The following is a 16,970-nucleotide window of genomic DNA, read 5'->3' on the forward strand; positions in this document are numbered from 1 at the left end:
CGCAAGCGGTCACCGCCACCCGGAGATTGAGTTGATGATGCATTCCACGATCCGCATGCCGGCGCGCCGGCTGCTGAGCACCGCCCTGGTCAGCTGCCTGATGCTGGCCGCCGCTCCCAACGTCATGGCGCAGTCGGCCAACGCCAGCCTGCGCGGCCAGGTGTCCGGCGCGCAGGCCGGTGCCGAAGTCACCGCCACCAACGTCGCCACCGGCACCGTGCGTCGCGGCACCGTGCGCGCCGATGGCAGCTATTCGCTGATGGGCCTGGACCCGGGTACCTATGACGTGGTGGCCAACGGCCAGACCCAGAAGGTCACCGTCACCGTCGCCTCGACCTCGACGCTGAACTTCGCTGGCGCCGCCGCCGGCGGCACCGGTACGACCGCCGCCACCAACCTGGACACCGTCAACGTCGTTGCGCCGACCCTGCTGCAGGAAGTGCGTACCTCTGAAGTTGGCAAGACCGTCAGCCTGCAGCAGATCCAGACCACCCCGCAGGTGTCGCGCAACTTCCTGGAGTTCGCCGACGCGGTGCCGGGCCTGATCTTCACCCGCGATGCGAAGGGCAACACTTCGCTGCGCGGCGGCGCCACCAATGCCGACGGCACCAACGTCTACATCGACGGCGTGGGCCAGAAGAGCTACGTCAAGGGCGGCGGTGTGGCCGGCCAGTCCGGCAGCGCCGGCAACCCGTTCCCGCAGCTGGCCATCGGCGAGTACAAGGTCATCAGCGGCAACTACAAGGCCGAGTACGGCCAGGTGTCGAGCGCTGCAGTGACCGCGGCCACCAAGTCCGGTACCAATGAATTCAAGGGTGAGGCGTTCTACCGCTACACCGACGAGGACATGCGCGCCAAGACCCCGGCCGAGCGCCAGGGCGGCAAGGACAAGATGGTCTCGGCCGAGAAGGAATACGGCTTCGCGCTGGGTGGCCCGATCATCCAGGACAAGGCGCACTTCTTCGTGACCTATGAAGCCAAGCGCTTCGACCTGCCGGTCACCATCGCGCCGGACGGCGCGGTCACCGGTGCTGCTGGCTTGTTGCCGGCCGTGGGCGCCGCCGGCCTGGGCCCGGCCAGCCAGCCGTTCCAGCAGGATCTGATCTTCGGCAAGATCGACTTCGAACCGACCGACAACGATCGCATCGAGCTGACCTTCCAGGACCGCGATGAAACCCAGTCGCAGTTCAGTGGCCAGACCTCGCCGGAAGCCGGCCGTGAAGTGGTCAACACCGACCGTCGTTACGCCCTGCGCTGGAACCACAGCGGCGAGCGTTACTACAACGAAATGATGGTCACCCATGAAGATTCGTTCAACAACCCGACGCCGCTGACCCTGGCCAATGGCATCACCTATACCGCACCGGACGGCACCGAAGACCGCACCGTGGTCAAGATCGGTGGCGCATCGGCACTGGATTCGCAGGTGAAGGGCCAGAAGGGCTGGTCGATCGAAGACAACCTGACCCTGGACGGCATCCAGTGGGCCGGCGACCACACCATCAAGATGGGCGTGAAGTACAAGGCGATCGACCTGTACGCATCTGATGCGGCGCAGATCAATCCGACCTTCACCTACAGCCTGGGCGATCCGGACTTCCCGGACTCCATTCCGTACAAGGCGCAGTTCGTCAAGCCGGTGACCGGCGTGTCGGGCGTGTCCGGCGAGGTGCGTTCGAAGTCCAAGCAGTACGGCGTGTTCATCCAGGACGACTGGCAGGTCAACGACCATCTGCAGCTGAACATCGGCCTGCGTTGGGACTACGAGAAGACCCCGTCCTATCTGGATTTCGTGACCCCGCAGCAGGTGGTCGACGCGATCTACTCGCAGGATCCGCGCGGCCCCGCCGGCCAGACCTACGCCGATTCGCTGGCGCTGGGCGGTCTGGACATCAGCGACTACATCAGCAACGGCCACAACCGCAAGGCGTTCAAGGATGCCTGGCAGCCGCGCCTGGGCTTCTCGTATGACATCAACGCCGATGAGCAGCACGTGATCCACGGTGGTGCCGGCCGTTCCTACGACCGCGACCTGTTCGACAACCTGCAGCTGGAAACCACCAAGCTGGCCCTGCCGCAGCCGACGATCTACTTCCGCAACCCGGCCACCGGCACCTGCATCAACGGCCAGGCCGCCTGCTATGACTGGAACCCGAACCTGCTCAACGGTATCGGCAACCTGCAGTCGCTGGTCGGTGCGACCAGCAATGCGGGCCTGGAAGTCGATCTGCTCAACAACAAGCTGAAGGCTCCGTACTCGGATCAGTTCAGCCTGGGCATGAGCAACCAGATCGGTGACTGGCTGACCGACGCCACCATCGCGCGCACGCTGAGCTACGACGGCTTCGCCTTCACCCTGGGCAACCGCTACCCGACCGGCCAGTTCTTCGATGACCCGCGCCTGTGCGGCGGCACCGACCCGGGCCTGAGCCAGGCCTGGAGCTGCAACGTGCCGGGCTTCGGCAGCCTGATCATCGGCCAGCAGGGCATCAAGACCCGCGCTACCCAGATCCTGCTGTCGGCGCAGAAGCCGTTCACCCAGGAAAGCGGCTGGGGCACCTCGATCGCCTACACCTGGACGACCGCGCGCCACAACCGCGACATCAACGAGAAGTACGCCTTTGACCGCGGCCTGATCGGCGATTACCCGACCATCCGCTCCAACGGCGCGCCGCGCCACCGCCTGGTGGTGACCGGTTCGTACGCGGGCTTCTGGGGCATCACCTTCGGCGGCAAGATCACCCTGGCCACGCCGACCGCCGTCAACGACTGGTACCCGGTGCCGCAGGCCAGTGGCTACAACCTGCCGACCCCGCAGGCGGCCGTGCCCAACGCCAATGGCAAGTTCCTGGTGGGTGGCAAGATCTTCGGCTACCGTTCGGTCGACCTGCAGGCGACGAAGACGTTCAAGATGCCGGGCGATACCGAGCTGTACGCGCGTATCGACATCATCAACGTGTTCAACTTCGACAACTTCTCCACCTACAACTACGTCAAGACCAACGGCAAGCTGCAGGCCAGCTACAACGAGACCGGCGAGATCATCGGTACGCCGCGCCAGGTCAAGGCCGAAGTGGGCTTCCGCTTCTAAGCGGAATGCCGGATGCAGCACCACGGAGCCATCGGTTCGCCGATGGTTCCGGTTTCAACGGCAATGGCCGGCCTCCGGGCCGGTCCATTGTCCAGACCATTGCCAGACAGGGGGCAATGGCCTGGGCGATGATTGCGGTGTCATCAACCACGTTTCCGTGGTTTTTTAAGACCGCACTTTGTAAACGATTTCAGGTCATTGGACGTTATGCTCTTTCATCGATCAGCCCACCGGAGGAACCGCGCCATGCAGGCACGCCATCTGATGACCGCCGCTGCGATGACCCTGGCCATCGCCGCCTGCAAACCGGCCCAGCAGGAGCCTGCCAAGCCGCGTCCGCCGGTGATCCTGATCGAGGCCGACGCACCGCCACGGCCGATGAAGCCCGAGCTGCCGCCGCTGTTCGATGACCTCGAACGCCGCACTTTCCAGTTCTTCTGGGATACCACCAACGAGATCAACGGCCTTACTCCGGACCGTTACCCGTCGCGGCCGTTTGCCAGCATCGCCTCGGTCGGCTTCGCCCTGACCGCCTATCCGATCGGCATCGAGAACGGCTGGGTCAGCCGCAACCAGGCGATCGACCGCACCCTGACCACCCTGAAGTTCTTCCGCGACGTGCCGATGGGCCCGCAGCGCACCGGCAAGGCCGGTTACAAGGGTTTCTATTACCACTTCCTGGACATGCAGCAGGGCCGCCGCTACGACAGCTGGGTGGAACTGTCCTCGGTGGATACCGCGTTGCTGATGATGGGCGTTCTGTTCGCACAGTCGTACTACGACGGCGACGATCCGCGCGAGAAGGAAATCCGGCAGATCGCCGACACCCTGTACAAGCAGGTCGACTGGCCGTGGCTGCAGCAGCGTGCGCCGCTGATCTCGATGGGCTGGTTCCCCGAGAACGGCTTCATCGACCATGACTGGATGGGCTACAACGAGGCGATGATGGTCTACATCCTTGCCCTGGGTTCGCCCAGCCATCCGGTGAGCCCGGATGCGTGGACGGTATGGACGCGGACCTACGACAACGACTGGGGTGTCTACCAGGGCCAGGAATACCTGTCCTTCGGCCCGTTGTTCGGCCACCAGTACAGCCACGTCTGGATCGATTTCCGCGACATCCAGGATGCGTACATGCGCGAGCGTGGCAGCACCTACTTCCTCAACAGCCGCTCAGCCGCGCTGGCCCAGCGTGAGTACGCCATCGCCAATCCGATGAACTGGAAGGAGTACGGCGAGAACGTATGGGGCCTGACCGCCAGTGATGGTCCGCAGAACACCACCCAGGAATACCGCGGCGAGCAGCGCCAGTTCCGCCATTACTCTTCGCGTGGCGCAGGCCTGCGCGAGAATTTCGATGACGGCACGATCGCGCCAACCGCCGCGATCTCCTCGGTCGTGTTCGCGCCCGAGGAAGTGATCCCGGCCACGCTGGAGATGCACAAGCGCTACGGCGACTACATCTACTCCAGCTATGGCTTCCTGGATTCGTTCAATCCCAGTTTCAACTACGACATCCCGATCAAGACCGGGCGCGTCGTGCCGGATCGCGGCTGGGTTGCCAGCGACTACATCGCGATCGACCAAGGGCCGATCCTGACCATGATCGCCAACTACCGCAACGACTTCGTCTGGGATGTGATGAAGAAGAATCCGTACATCCGCAAGGGCCTGGAACGGGCGGGCTTCAGTGGCGGCTGGCTGGCGCCGGAAGGTGAGTTCCAGCCGCTGGAGCTGCAGAAGGATGAAAAGGCCGCAGCAGCACGTGCGGTCGGTATCGCCGAATCACGTGCGGCTGCCGCGCAGGAACAGAAAAACAATGCCAACCGCAACACCGGTCAGGGGAAGTAACAAGGTGCACGACTGGAAACACCGCCTGCGACGCTGGGCATTGCCTGCACTGGCCGCGCTGGTCATGGTTGGCTGCGCTCGCCCCGAGCAGGGCACCACTACCGTGCGATTCTGGGCGATGGGCCGCGAGGCCGAAGTGGTCAGCGAACTGATCCATGAATTCGAAGCGGAGAACCCCGGCATCAAGGTCGATGTGCAGAACATCCCCTGGACCGCCGCGCACGAGAAGCTGCTGACTGCGTTCGCCGCCGATGGTCTGCCCGACGTGTGCCAGCTCGGCAACACGTGGGTGCCCGAGTTCGCGGAACTCAACGCGCTGACCCCGTTGCAGCCGTTCGTGCAGCGCTCGACCGTGGTCGATCCGAAGGACTATTTCCAGGGCATCTGGGATACCAACGTGATCCACGACGAGCTGGTTGGCGTGCCGTGGTACGTCGATACCCGCCTGATCTATTACCGCAAGGACCTGCTGGCCAAGGCCGGCTTCGACCACCCGCCGCGCACCTGGGCCGAGTGGGACCAGCAGATGGCCGCGATCAAGAAGATGCAGGGCCCGAACCGCTATGCGGTGCTGATGCCGATCAACGAATTCGAGCAGCAGCTGTCGTTGGCCCTGCAGCAACCGGATCCGTTGCTGCGCGACGATGACACCCGTGGCAATTTCTCCAGCCCCGGTTTCCGCCGCACGCTTGGTTTCTACGCCAACATGTTCGAGCAGGGCTGGGCGCCGAAGATGTCCGAGACGCAGATCTCCAACGTCTGGGATGAATTCTTCCGCGGCTTCAATGTGTTCTACATCTCCGGCCCTTGGAACATCCGCGAGTTCAAGAAGCTGCAGCCGAAGGAACTGGAAGGGCAGTGGGGCACCGCCGCGCTGCCGGGTCCGGAGGGTCCGGGCGCGGGCATCGCTGGTGGCACCAGCCTGGTGATCTTCCGCAAGTCACAGCAGAAGGAGGCGTCGTGGAAGCTGATCGAGTTCCTGTCGCGCCCGGAAATCCAGGCGCGCTTCCATTCGATCATCGGTGACCTGCCGCCGCGCCGCAGCACCTGGAACGCGCCGTCGCTGGCCAACGATCCGCTTGCCGCCGCGTTCCGCGACCAGCTGGAGCGGGTCAAGCCGACCCCGAAGGTGCTCGAATGGGAGCGCATCGTGCAGGAAATGCGCATCGTCACCGAACAGGTGGTGCGCGGTGGCCTGCCGCAGGACAAGGCCGTGGCCGAGCTGGACCAGCGCGTGGACAAGGTGCTGGCCAAGCGCCGTTGGATGCATGAACAACAACGCCTGCAGCGCAGCGCACCCGCCCCGGGTTCGACCAGTGCAGTCGCGGCCGGGAGCCCGCAATGAAACGTACTTCGCTTGCCGGCTGGATCTTTGCCGGTCCCTCGCTGATCGTGCTCGGCGTGTTCTTCGGCCTGCCGGTGGCCTCGGCGCTGGCGCTGAGCGTGACCGACTTCGACCTGTATGCGCTGGCTGACAGCAGCAACCTGCGCTTCGTGGGGCTTGGCAACTACATCGACCTGCTGCAGACCCCGATGTTCTGGAAGTCGCTGTGGAACACCACGTACTTCGTGGTGATCGGCGTGCCATTGTCGATCGGCGTGTCGCTGGGCGCGGCGATGCTGCTCAATGCCCCGGCCGCGCGCTTCAAGGCGTTGTTCCGCACCGCGCTGTTCGCCCCGGTGGTGACCACGCTGGTGGCGGTGGCGGTGATCTGGCGCTACCTGTTCCACACCAGCTACGGCCTGGTGAACTATGGCCTGGGCCACCTCGGCATCAGCCCGATCGACTGGCTGGGCGACCCCAACTGGGCGATGCCGACCATCATGCTGTTCGCGGTGTGGAAGAACTTCGGCTACAACATGGTGATCTTCCTGGCTGGCCTGCAGGCGATCCCGCATGACCTGTACGAGGCGGCGCGCATCGACGGTGCTTCGCGCTGGAAGCAGTTCCTGCACATCACCCTGCCGATGCTCGGCCCGGTGCTGCTGGTGGTCGGGGTGATTACGGTGTCCGGCTATTTCCAGCTGTTCGCAGAGCCTTACGTGATGACCCGCGGCGACCCACTGCAGAGCACCGTCAGCGTGCTGTATTTCATGTTCGAGGAAGGCTTCAAGTGGTGGAACCTGGGACGCGCCTCGGCTGTGGCGTTCCTGCTGTTCCTGATCATCCTGGCGGTGACCACCGTGATGCTGCGCTTTGGCCGCAAGAGGCAGTTGGTATGAGTCGTGAAATCGGCCAGTCACGCTGGCACCCATGGATGATCAACGGTGCGTTGCTGGTGCTGGCCCTGGTCAGCCTGGCACCGTTGCTGTGGATGCTCTCGGTCTCGTTCATGCCGCAGGGTGAGGCGACTCATTTTCCGCCGCCGCTGCTGCCGTCCAGCATCACCACGCACAACTACACGGAGCTGTTCGCGCGTACCGGCATGGGCGGCAACTTCGCCAACAGCCTGCTGGTCTCGCTGGCGATCACCCTTGGTTCGCTGCTGCTCAACACGATGGCCGGGTACGCGTTCGCCAAGCTCAATTTCGTCGGTCGTGAGCGCCTGTTCCAGGTGCTGATGGCCGCGCTGGTGATCCCGGCGCAGGTGGCGATGCTGCCGCTGTTCCTGCTGATGAAGCAGCTGGGCCTGGTCAACAGCTTCGGCGGTGTGATCGTGCCGGCGCTGGCCAGCGTGTTCGGCATCTTCCTGGTGCGGCAGTACGCCCGCTCCATTCCCGATGAGCTGCTGGAAGCGGCGCGCATCGACGGGGCAGGGGAGCTGCGGATCTTCTTCCAGATCGTGCTGCCGATGCTGAAACCGGTGCTGGTGACGCTGGCGATCTTCACCTTCATGGGCGCCTGGAATGATTTCATGTGGCCCCTGATCGTGTTGACCGACCAGGAGCACTACACTTTGCCGGTGGCCCTGGCCACCCTCTCGCGCGAACACATCATGGACGTGGAAATGATGATGGCCGGCGCAGTGGTCACCGTGGTTCCGGTGCTGGCGCTGTTCCTTGTGCTGCAGCGGTACTACATCCAAGGATTGTTGCTGGGGAGCGTGAAGGGATGAAGCGTGCGATCGCCGTTGGACTGGGCCTGTTGTGGTCTTCCCTGGCGATCGCCGCACCACCGGCGCTGCCCGCGCCGAAGGTGCTGGATGATTTCGACGACATCAGCGCATGGAAGCTGGTGTTGTCCGACCAGGTCAGTGGCTCGCTGCGGCCCGTCAGTGGTGCCGGCGGTGGCCGCGCGCTGTGCCTGGATTACGACTTCCATGAGGTTTCCGGCTACGTCGGCATCCGCCGCCCGCTGAACATCGAGTACCCGGCCAACTACCGTTTCGGCTTCCAGATGCGCGGTGATTCGCCAGCCAATGATTTGCAGTTCAAGCTGATCGACGCCAGCGGCGATAACGTGTGGTGGGTCAACCGTCCCGGCTATGCCTTCCCCAAGGCGTGGACGCCGGTGGAGTACCGCCGGCGGCAGATCGACAAGGCCTGGGGGCCATCGCCGGAGAAGGACATGACGCGCAGCGCGTCGATGGAATTCACGATCTACAGCAAGGTCGGCGGCCGCGGTACCGTGTGCTTCGACAAGCTGACCCTGCAGGGCTTGCCTGCGCAGGATGATTCAGCGTTGCGGCCCTCGGTGATCGCCGATACCGCAACCGCGCTGCAGGACCGGATGATCGACGGCAAGTCCGATACTTTCTGGATCAGTGGCGGGGTCAAGCAGCAGACCATCAGCCTGGACCTGCACAAGAGCCGCGAGATCGGCGGTGCGGTGATCGACTGGCTGCCCAGCCTGGAAGCGAACCGCTACACCGTGCGTACCTCCGAGGATGGCCGTGACTGGCGAACCGTGCGTGAGGTGACTGCCGGTGCCGGAGGCCGCGACTGGCTGGCACTGCCCGACACCGATGCGCGCTACGTGCGGTTCGACCTGCAGGATGGGCCGAACTGGCGCTACGGCATCCGTGACATCACCCTGAAGCCTTTGGCCTTCGCTGCGACGCCCAATGCCTTCCTGTCCTCGGTGGCAGCTGACCTGCCGCGTGGCGCATTGCCGCGTGCCTACGTTGGCGAGCAGCCGTACTGGACCCTGCTTGGTCTGGACGGTGGCCAGGAGCAGGCATTGATCAGCGAGGACGGCGCACTGGAGCCAGCCAAGGGCAGCTTCAGCATCGAGCCGTTCATCCGCCTCGACGGCAAGCTGCTGGATTGGGCCGACGTTGCCATCACCCAGTCGCTGCAGGATCGCTACCTGCCGATCGCCACGGTCGACTGGGTGCACGAGAAGGCCGGCTTGTCGGTGACCAGCTTCGTGCAGGGCACGCCCGAACGCGCGCAGCTGATCGGGCGCTACCGTTTGAGCAATCCGGACAAGGTCGCGCACGAATACACCCTGGCCCTGGCGATCCGCCCGTGGCAGGTCAATCCGCCCACCCAGTTCCTCAACACGGTGGGCGGCTTCAGCCGCATCGACAGTCTGGACGTGGGCGAGCAGCTGGTGCGCATCAACGGCGAGCCGCGGCTGTATCCCCTGCAGGTGCCGGACGCGCGCTTTGCCAGCAGCTTCGACGGCAAGCTGGATGCGATGCACCTGGCCAGTGGCAAGCTGCCCGGCACCACCGCCGTGAAGGACCCGACCGGTATGGCGTCGGGTGCGCTGATGTACACGATCAAGCTCGAACCCGGGCAGAGCCGTGAGGTGGCGATCGTGCTGCCGCAGACCGGCAGCTGGGCGCCGCAGGCGCTGGATGCGGCCAAGGCGCAGCAGCAGGTCGCGGCGATGTGGCGTGACAAGCTGGGCGTGGTGACCCTGCAGGTGCCGGCTGCCGGCCAACCGCTGGTGGAGACCCTTCGCACGGCGGTGGCGCACATGCTGATCTCGCGCGTCGGCCCGCGCCTGCATCCGGGTACGCGCTCGTACGCGCGCAGCTGGATCCGCGATGGCGCGATGATTTCCGAAGGCCTGCTGCGGATGGGCCGTAGCGATGCCGTGCGCGACTACGTGACCTGGTATGCGCCTTACCAGTTTGATAACGGCAAGGTGCCGTGCTGCGTCGATGCACGTGGCAGCGATCCGGTGCCCGAGAACGACAGCCACGGCGAGCTGATCTACAACATTGCCGAGTACGGCCGTTACACCGGCGACACCGCCTTCCTCGAACAGATGTGGCCGCACGTGCAGGGCGCCTTCAACTACATGGAGCAGCTGCGCACCAGCGAGCGCACCGATGAGAACCGGGCGCGCAATCCGGCCTTCTACGGGATGATGCCGGCCTCGATCAGTCACGAGGGCTATTCGGCCAAGCCGATGCACTCGTACTGGGACAACTTCTGGGCGCTGCGTGGTTACAAGGACGCCGCGCAGTTGGCGGCGCAGCTGGGCAAGGTCGAGGCGATGCAGATCAGCGAATCGCGTGACCAGTTCCGCGATGACCTGCAGGCCTCGCTGCTGTCGGCCATGCAGCAGCACCGCATCGACTACCTGCCGGGCTCGGCCGAGCTGGGTGATTTCGACGCCACTTCCACCACGATCGCGTTGGCACCGGGTGGCGAGCAGGGGAGGTTGCCGCAGGAGGCGCTGGACGCGACCTTCCAGCGTTACTGGAACGAATTCGTCGCGCGCCGCGATGGCAAGCGCGAATGGAAGGACTACACGCCGTACGAATGGCGCAACGTCGCTGCGTTCGTGCGCCTGGGCTGGCGTGAGCGTGCCTGGCAGGCCACCGAGTTCTTCTTCAAGGATCGTGCGCCGCAGGCATGGAACCAGTGGGCAGAGGTGGTCTCGCGGACACCGCGCAAGCCGTTCTTTGTCGGTGACCTGCCGCATGCCTGGGTGGCATCGGACTTCGTCCGTTCGGCGCTGGACATGTTCGCCTACAACCGCGATGCGGATGAGGCGCTGGTACTCGCAGCAGGTATCCCGGTGTCGTGGCTGCAGGGCGATGGCATCGCCGTGCAGGGCCTGCGTACGCCGCAGGGGCAACTCAACTATCGCCTGCAGCGCAGCGACAAGCAGCTGGTGCTGGACGTACAGCCCGGCCTGGTGCCCCCGGTCGGTGGCGTGGTGCTGCCATGGCCATATTCGGGCGAGCCGGGGCAGGCGACGGTCAATGGCGAAGCGGTGGAGTGGATCAACAACGAGCTGCATGTGCATCAGTTGCCGGCACGGGTCGAGATCGACGTGCCCAGCGCGGTGCGTCGCGCTGAGCGCAAGGGGCAGTAACCATGCGTCAACCGCGTGGAATCGGCCGCAGTCTCGGCGTACTTGGGCTGGCGATCGCGTTGGCCCTGCCCGGAGTGGCGCCAGCCGCTGCAGCGGTCGCCGCGGTTGATGCGGCGTCGATCAGCGAGCCGGGCATGAGCATGGTGACGTTCAACCTGCACCATGATCGCGAGGACTGGCCCAGCCGCCGCCGCACGATCGTGGCTGAGCTCAAGCGCCTGCAGCCCGATGCCATCGCACTGCAGGAGGTGATCCAGAGGCGCAACGTGCGCAACCAGGCGCAGTGGCTGGCCAGCCAGCTCGGTTACCGGTATGTATTCGTGTCCACCGACCCAGTGGGTGCGCCCAAGCGCTATGGCAATGCACTACTGACCCGGCGCCCGATCCTGGCCCGTGGCGAGCACCTGCTGCTGCCGCTGGATGACTATCGCACCGTGGCCCACCTGCGCATCGACGTGGACGGCAAGCCGGTCAATGTCTATGCCACCCACCTCAACGAGCGCAGTGACGACACCGGCCAGCGCATCCGCCGCAGCCAGGTCGAGGATCTGCTGCGCTACATCACCGCGACATCCGCTGGCGCGCCGGTGGTGATCGCCGGCGACTTCAATGCGCTGGTCGATGCTGGAGACCTGAGCGAGCTGCGCAGCTACTACGGCGACAGCTACGGCAGCGTGCACGTCAACACCGACCTGGCCGGCGTCAGTACGCTCAACCGTCATTACTACCAGGCGCCGTCGCGGATCGATCACATCTTCTTCCAGCAGGACCAGATGGTCGCGCGCGAAGCGAAGATCCTGTTTGACCAGCCGGATGATGGCGGCCGTTGGGCGTCGGATCACTACGGGGTGTGGACCCGGTTGCAGTTCGCCCCGGCGAACTGACACACGCGTTGGTAGATGCCAACCTTGGTTGGCATGAAACCCACAGCGCCAACCAAGGTTGGCCTCTACCAGAGCGCTGCCTCCTGATGGCAGGGGAGGGTAGGGACCAGACGCACAAACAAAAAAGGCGGGGATCATCGATCCCCGCCTTTTCGTCTTACGCGATCAAAGAACGATCAGTTCGCCGGCGGCGTGCGCTTGGCGGCTTCTTCGTCTTCGTCCGATGCCTGGGCATCAGCGGCCTGTGCGGCAGCGTCGGCATGGCCATCGGCGACCGGGTCGATCGACGGCGCCACCACTGCTTCGGCCACCGGTGCAGCGGCTTCCACTGGCGCGGCTTCGACAGCCACCGCGGTTGCCGGCTGCTCGACGATCGGCGCGACTTCAACCTCGGCCTTCGGTTCGACGGCCGGAGTGGCTTCAACCACCGGTGCAATTTCGGCTACCACCGGCTTCGGCTCGACCACCGGGGCGGCTTCGATCACCGCAGCCGGTTCAACGGCCGGGGGTGCTTCGACCACCACGGTCGGTTCAGCGGCCGGGGCTGCTTCGACCACCGCAGCGGTCTCGACCACCGGCGGTGCCTCAGAAGCCGGCTGTACCGGCGTCGCTGCATCGATGGCATCCAGCATGCTGGTCTGGACTGGCGACGGGGCCGGTTCGGCCTTGGCAACGGCTTCCACCGGAGCGACTGCATCGACGACTACGGCGCTGCTCACGGCTGCGACTGGAGCAACAGCAGCGGCCACTGCAACCGGGGCGCGTGCCGGCTTGCCGGCATCAGCGGCGGCCGGTTCGACTTCGTCATCGAAATCGAATTCCGGCTGCGAACGCGACGGCTGCGCGACGGCAACCGGGGTATTCACCGGAGCCTGGGCCGTCTGCTCGACGGAATCGCCGTCGTTGTCGTCACCCTCGGCGTCATCGCCGTCGTCCAGCTCATCTCCCAGCACGTCGCCGCCTGCGGCGTTCTCGGCACCGCCACGACGACGACGACGACCACCGCGACGGCCACGGCGGCGGCGGGTTGCGCTTTCGCCGGCCTGATCACCTGCGGCATCGGCCGCAGTCTCTTCGGTGGCGCCGGTCGCAACCACGACCTCGGCCGCGGCGGCGGTGTCCACGACCGCGGCAGTGTCGACCACGTTCTCGGTGACGGCGGTCGATGCCAATGCCTTTTCTTCCTGCACTACGACGGTGGCCGCAACCGCGGTCGTGGTAGCCACGGCAGCTGCTGCGGTCACGACATCGGCCGGGGCTTCGGCAGCAGCACGCTGCGGCTTCTCGGCTGGCTTGTCACCGTCCTGCGGGCGCGGCTGCTTCGGCTGCTTCAGCTTCGGCTGCTGTTGGCCCTGACCCTGGCCCTGTTCGTTGCGCGGCTTGTTGTTCTGTTGCTGCGGCTGCTGGGCATCCTTCGGCTTGCCCTGCTGCTGCGGGTGCTGCTGGGCGTTGCCATTGGCCTGGTTGCCGCCGTTGCGGCCGTCCTTGCGCTGCTCACCGCGGTCCTTGCGGTTACCGCCATCCTTCTGCTGCTGCGCGTTGCCATTGCCATTGCCATTGCCGCCGTTGCCACGGCTGTCCTCGCGGCGGTCCTTGCGGTCCTTGTTGCGATCCTTGTTGCGGTCACGGCGGCCGCCATCCTGCTGCGGCTGGCGTGCAGCAGGTGCCGGTGCGGGAGCCGGTGCCGGCTCGCCGCCGAAGATGCGCTTCAACCAGCCAACCACGCCGCCGCTGGCGGCGGCAGCCGGAACCACTGGGGCCACCGGTGCCGGTGCGGGTGCCACGGTCGGTTCCACTTCCTCGCGTACCGGGGCGGGCGAGTTGTGCTTGACCTGGGTCACCATCGGCGGCGGGATGTTCAGCTGGCCCTTGGTCAGCGCGTGTACCGGCAGCTTGCGCGGAGTGCCGCGCTGGTAGCTCGGCCTGCCGCTTTCTTCGCCCAGTTCGTTGTCGCGCAGGCGGGTGACGGTGTAATGCGGGGTGTGCAGCTGCTCGTCGGCAACGATCACGATCGGCGCTTCGTGGCGCCGTTCGATCTCGCGCAACGCGCTGCGCTTTTCATTGAGCAGGTAATTGGCGATCTCCACCGGGGCCTGGACCAGCACCTGCCCGGTGTTCTCCTTCATCGCATGCTCTTCAGCGACGCGGATGATCGACAGCGACAGCGACTCGACGCTGCGCATGCGGCCATGGCCGTCGCAACGCGGGCAGACGATCTGGCTGGATTCGCCCAGGCTCGGACGCAGGCGCTGGCGGCTCATTTCCAGCAGGCCGAAGCGCGAGATGCGGCCGACCTGCACGCGCGCGCGGTCGTACTTCAACGCGTTGGCGAGGCGGTTCTCGACTTCGCGCTGGTGCTTGTTGGAGGCCATGTCGATGAAGTCGATCACCACCAGGCCGCCGAGGTCGCGCAGGCGCAGCTGGCGGGCTACTTCCTCGGCCGCTTCCAGATTGGTCTGGAACGCGGTGTCCTCGATGTCGCTGCCCTTGGTGGCGCGCGAGGAGTTGACGTCGACGGCGGTCAGGGCTTCGGTCTGGTCAACCACGATCGAGCCGCCCGACGGCAGGCGCACGTTGCGCTCGTAGGCACCTTCGATCTGCGATTCGATCTGGAAGCGGTTGAACAGCGGGATGTCGTCCTTGTAATGCTTGAGCTTGCGCAGGGTCTGCGGCATCACCTGCTGCATGAATTCGCGGGCGTGCTCGTACATCTCCTCGGTGTCCACCAGGATCTCGCCGATGTCGGCGCGCAGGTAGTCACGCAGGGCGCGCACGATCAGGCGCGATTCCTGGTAGATCAGGAACGGGGCCGGCTTGCTCAGGGCGGCCTCGGCGATGGCGCGCCAGACGTTGAGCAGGTAATCCAGATCCCACTGCAGCTCTTCCGCATCGCGGCCGACGCCGGCGGTACGGATGATCACGCCCATGTCATCAGGGATGTTCAGCTTGTCCAGGGCGTCCTTCAGGGCGGCGCGGTCTTCGCCCTCGATGCGACGAGAGACACCGCCGGCGCTCGGCGAGTTCGGCATCAGCACCATGTAGCGGCCGGCCAGCGAGATGAACGTGGTCAGGGCTGCGCCCTTGTTGCCACGCTCTTCCTTGTCCACCTGGACGACGATTTCCTGCCCTTCCTTCAGCAGCTCGCGGATGCCGGCCTTGTTGTGGTCGACACCGGCCTGGAAGTAATCGCGGGAGATTTCCTTCAGCGGCAGGAAGCCATGGCGGCCGCCACCGTATTCAACGAAGGCCGCTTCCAGCGAGGGCTCGATGCGGAAGATCCGGCCCTTGTAGATGTTGGACTTCTTCTGTTCCTTGGACGGCTGCTCGATGTCGATGTCATACAACGACTGGCCATCCACGATGGCAACGCGCAGCTCTTCAGCCTGCGTGGCGTTGATCAGCATTCGCTTCATTGTTGCGTTCCTCGCAAGCGGCTACCGCGCGGAACGCCATGGGGTTTCGCCTCTGGACACGGCTCGCCGCCCATTCGCGCAAGCGCGGGGAGGGCGGCTTGGGTTTCCAGCGCTACGACACCACGGCAGGCCGCGGGAGCGCTTCAATTTTCTGGTTTTGGGTGTTGCAGGGCCGGCGGCAGCTGTCAGCCAGGCTGGAGCGCCGCACGGGACATGTTCAGCGCGACTGCGTGTCAGGCAATCGGCGATGGCCGGGAACGCCGGTGAGCCGCTAACATGGCCGCCCCGCGGGCGGTGGTCGCGCACTGTGCCGGATTCGTCGGAAGCTGGGCTTCTGGCCCTGAGTAACTTCCAACGAAATCAATCCCTTATCTCGCCCCCCGAGTGTAACAGAATAAACAGGCTGATGACTGCACAAGACCCCACCAAGCCGGCCGGCGACAAGCCTTCCGTGCGCATGATCACCGTTCCGGCCGACCGCGCCGGCCAGCGGCTGGATAATTTCCTGCTCGGCCAGCTGAAGGGCGCCCCGCGCAGCCTGGTCTACAAGCTGGTCCGCAGTGGCCAGGTGCGCGTCAATGGCGGGCGAGCCAAGGCCGAGCGCAAGCTGGAGGCCGGCGACGAAGTGCGGATACCACCGGTTCGTCTCACTGAAGAAGGAGACAAGGCTGGGCCACCCGAGGCCTTCATGCGTCGGCTGGAGCAGGCCATCGTCTTCGAAGATGCCCGCCTGCTGGCGCTGAACAAGCCGACCGGCGTCGCCAGCCATGGCGGCAGCGGCATCAGCTTTGGCGCGATCGAGACCCTGCGCGCCCTGCGCCCCGGGCAGACCCTGGAGCTGGTACATCGGCTGGACCGCGATACCTCCGGCCTGCTGATCGTGGCCAAGAAGCGTTCGGCGTTGAGCGAGTTGCAGGCGCTGCTGCGCGAAGACCACGGCGCAGGCATCCGCAAGCGCTACCTGACCCTGCTGGCCGGGCGCATGCCGGACGGTGTGATGACGGTCGATGCGCCGTTGCACGTGGGCCTGCGCCAGGGCGGCGAGCGCCATGTGCAGGTCAACGCGATCGGCAAGGAATCCATCAGCCACTTCCGGGTGCTGGAGCGCAAGGGCGGCCATTCCTACTGCGAAGTGCGGATCGAAACCGGCCGCACCCACCAGATCCGCGTGCATGCCCAGCATCTGGGTCATCCGGTGGCCGGAGATGACAAATATGGCGATCCTGCGGTCAACAAGCGGCTTCGTGAGCAGATCGGGCTGAAACGTCTGTTCCTGCATGCGGCGTCGCTGGAGTTCGCGCTGGACGACGGCAAGAGCCCGTATGTGCTGAGCGCGCCACTGGCGGAAGAGCTGGTCGAGGCGCTGGATCGACTCCGCTGACGGCAGTTCGGCGGCGCCGGGCGCTTGGCTGTCGCCGTCGTTTCCCTGCGATGAATGGGCTTGTCACTTTCTTTGCTCGTGCAAAGAAAGTAACCAAAGAAACACGCCGCCATCCGCGAGCCGGCGCTGC

General features: G+C 65.2%; 9 protein-coding genes. 8 read left to right on the plus strand and 1 reads right to left on the minus strand.

Annotation, left to right across the window (positions count from 1 at the left end; translation table 11 throughout):
* Positions 1–34 precede the first annotated feature (34 nt).
* The 7 genes from HUT07_RS06290 (at position 35) to HUT07_RS06320 (ending at position 12,046) form a co-directional block, all read left to right on the plus strand.
* Positions 35–3,091 carry a TonB-dependent receptor gene (locus HUT07_RS06290; RefSeq protein ID WP_176020202.1) on the plus strand — a complete coding sequence of 1,019 codons (3,057 nt, stop codon included), beginning with the start codon at positions 35–37 and terminating at the stop codon, positions 3,089–3,091.
* 246 nt (positions 3,092–3,337) lie between these two features.
* Complete coding sequence (locus HUT07_RS06295) at positions 3,338–4,942, plus strand: glucoamylase family protein (protein ID WP_176020203.1); 1,605 nt, start codon at positions 3,338–3,340, stop codon at positions 4,940–4,942.
* Positions 4,943–4,946: 4 nt separating this feature from the next.
* Positions 4,947–6,287 (plus strand): sugar ABC transporter substrate-binding protein, encoded by a 1,341-nt coding sequence (locus HUT07_RS06300; protein ID WP_176020204.1) that lies wholly within the window; start codon positions 4,947–4,949, stop codon positions 6,285–6,287.
* Entirely contained in the window at positions 6,284–7,165 is an 882-nt protein-coding gene (locus HUT07_RS06305; protein ID WP_025876513.1) for a sugar ABC transporter permease, read from the plus strand. The genes HUT07_RS06300 and HUT07_RS06305 overlap by 4 nt, the downstream gene beginning before the upstream one ends.
* Positions 7,162–7,998 carry a carbohydrate ABC transporter permease gene (locus HUT07_RS06310; protein WP_089236185.1) on the plus strand — a complete coding sequence of 279 codons (837 nt, stop codon included), beginning with the start codon at positions 7,162–7,164 and terminating at the stop codon, positions 7,996–7,998. Before HUT07_RS06305 ends, HUT07_RS06310 begins: the two co-directional genes overlap by 4 nt.
* Positions 7,995–11,162 (plus strand): discoidin domain-containing protein, encoded by a 3,168-nt coding sequence (locus HUT07_RS06315; RefSeq protein ID WP_176020205.1) that lies wholly within the window; start codon positions 7,995–7,997, stop codon positions 11,160–11,162. Before HUT07_RS06310 ends, HUT07_RS06315 begins: the two co-directional genes overlap by 4 nt.
* A gap of 2 nt (positions 11,163–11,164) precedes the next feature.
* Complete coding sequence (locus HUT07_RS06320) at positions 11,165–12,046, plus strand: endonuclease/exonuclease/phosphatase family protein (protein ID WP_176020206.1); 882 nt, start codon at positions 11,165–11,167, stop codon at positions 12,044–12,046.
* Positions 12,047–12,222: 176 nt separating this feature from the next.
* Here HUT07_RS06320 and HUT07_RS06325 read toward each other — a convergent pair whose 3' ends face one another.
* Positions 12,223–15,459, minus strand: coding sequence for an Rne/Rng family ribonuclease (locus tag HUT07_RS06325; RefSeq protein WP_176020207.1), 3,237 nt, complete (start codon positions 15,457–15,459; stop codon positions 12,223–12,225).
* A 406-nt stretch (positions 15,460–15,865) separates the two neighbouring features.
* Here HUT07_RS06325 and HUT07_RS06330 point away from each other — a divergent pair, with 406 nt between their 5' ends.
* Positions 15,866–16,840, plus strand: coding sequence for an RluA family pseudouridine synthase (locus HUT07_RS06330; protein WP_176020208.1), 975 nt, complete (start codon positions 15,866–15,868; stop codon positions 16,838–16,840).
* Positions 16,841–16,970: the final 130 nt, after the last annotated feature.

It is taken from the genome of Stenotrophomonas sp. NA06056 (assembly GCF_013364355.1).
GTDB lineage: Bacteria > Pseudomonadota > Gammaproteobacteria > Xanthomonadales > Xanthomonadaceae > Stenotrophomonas.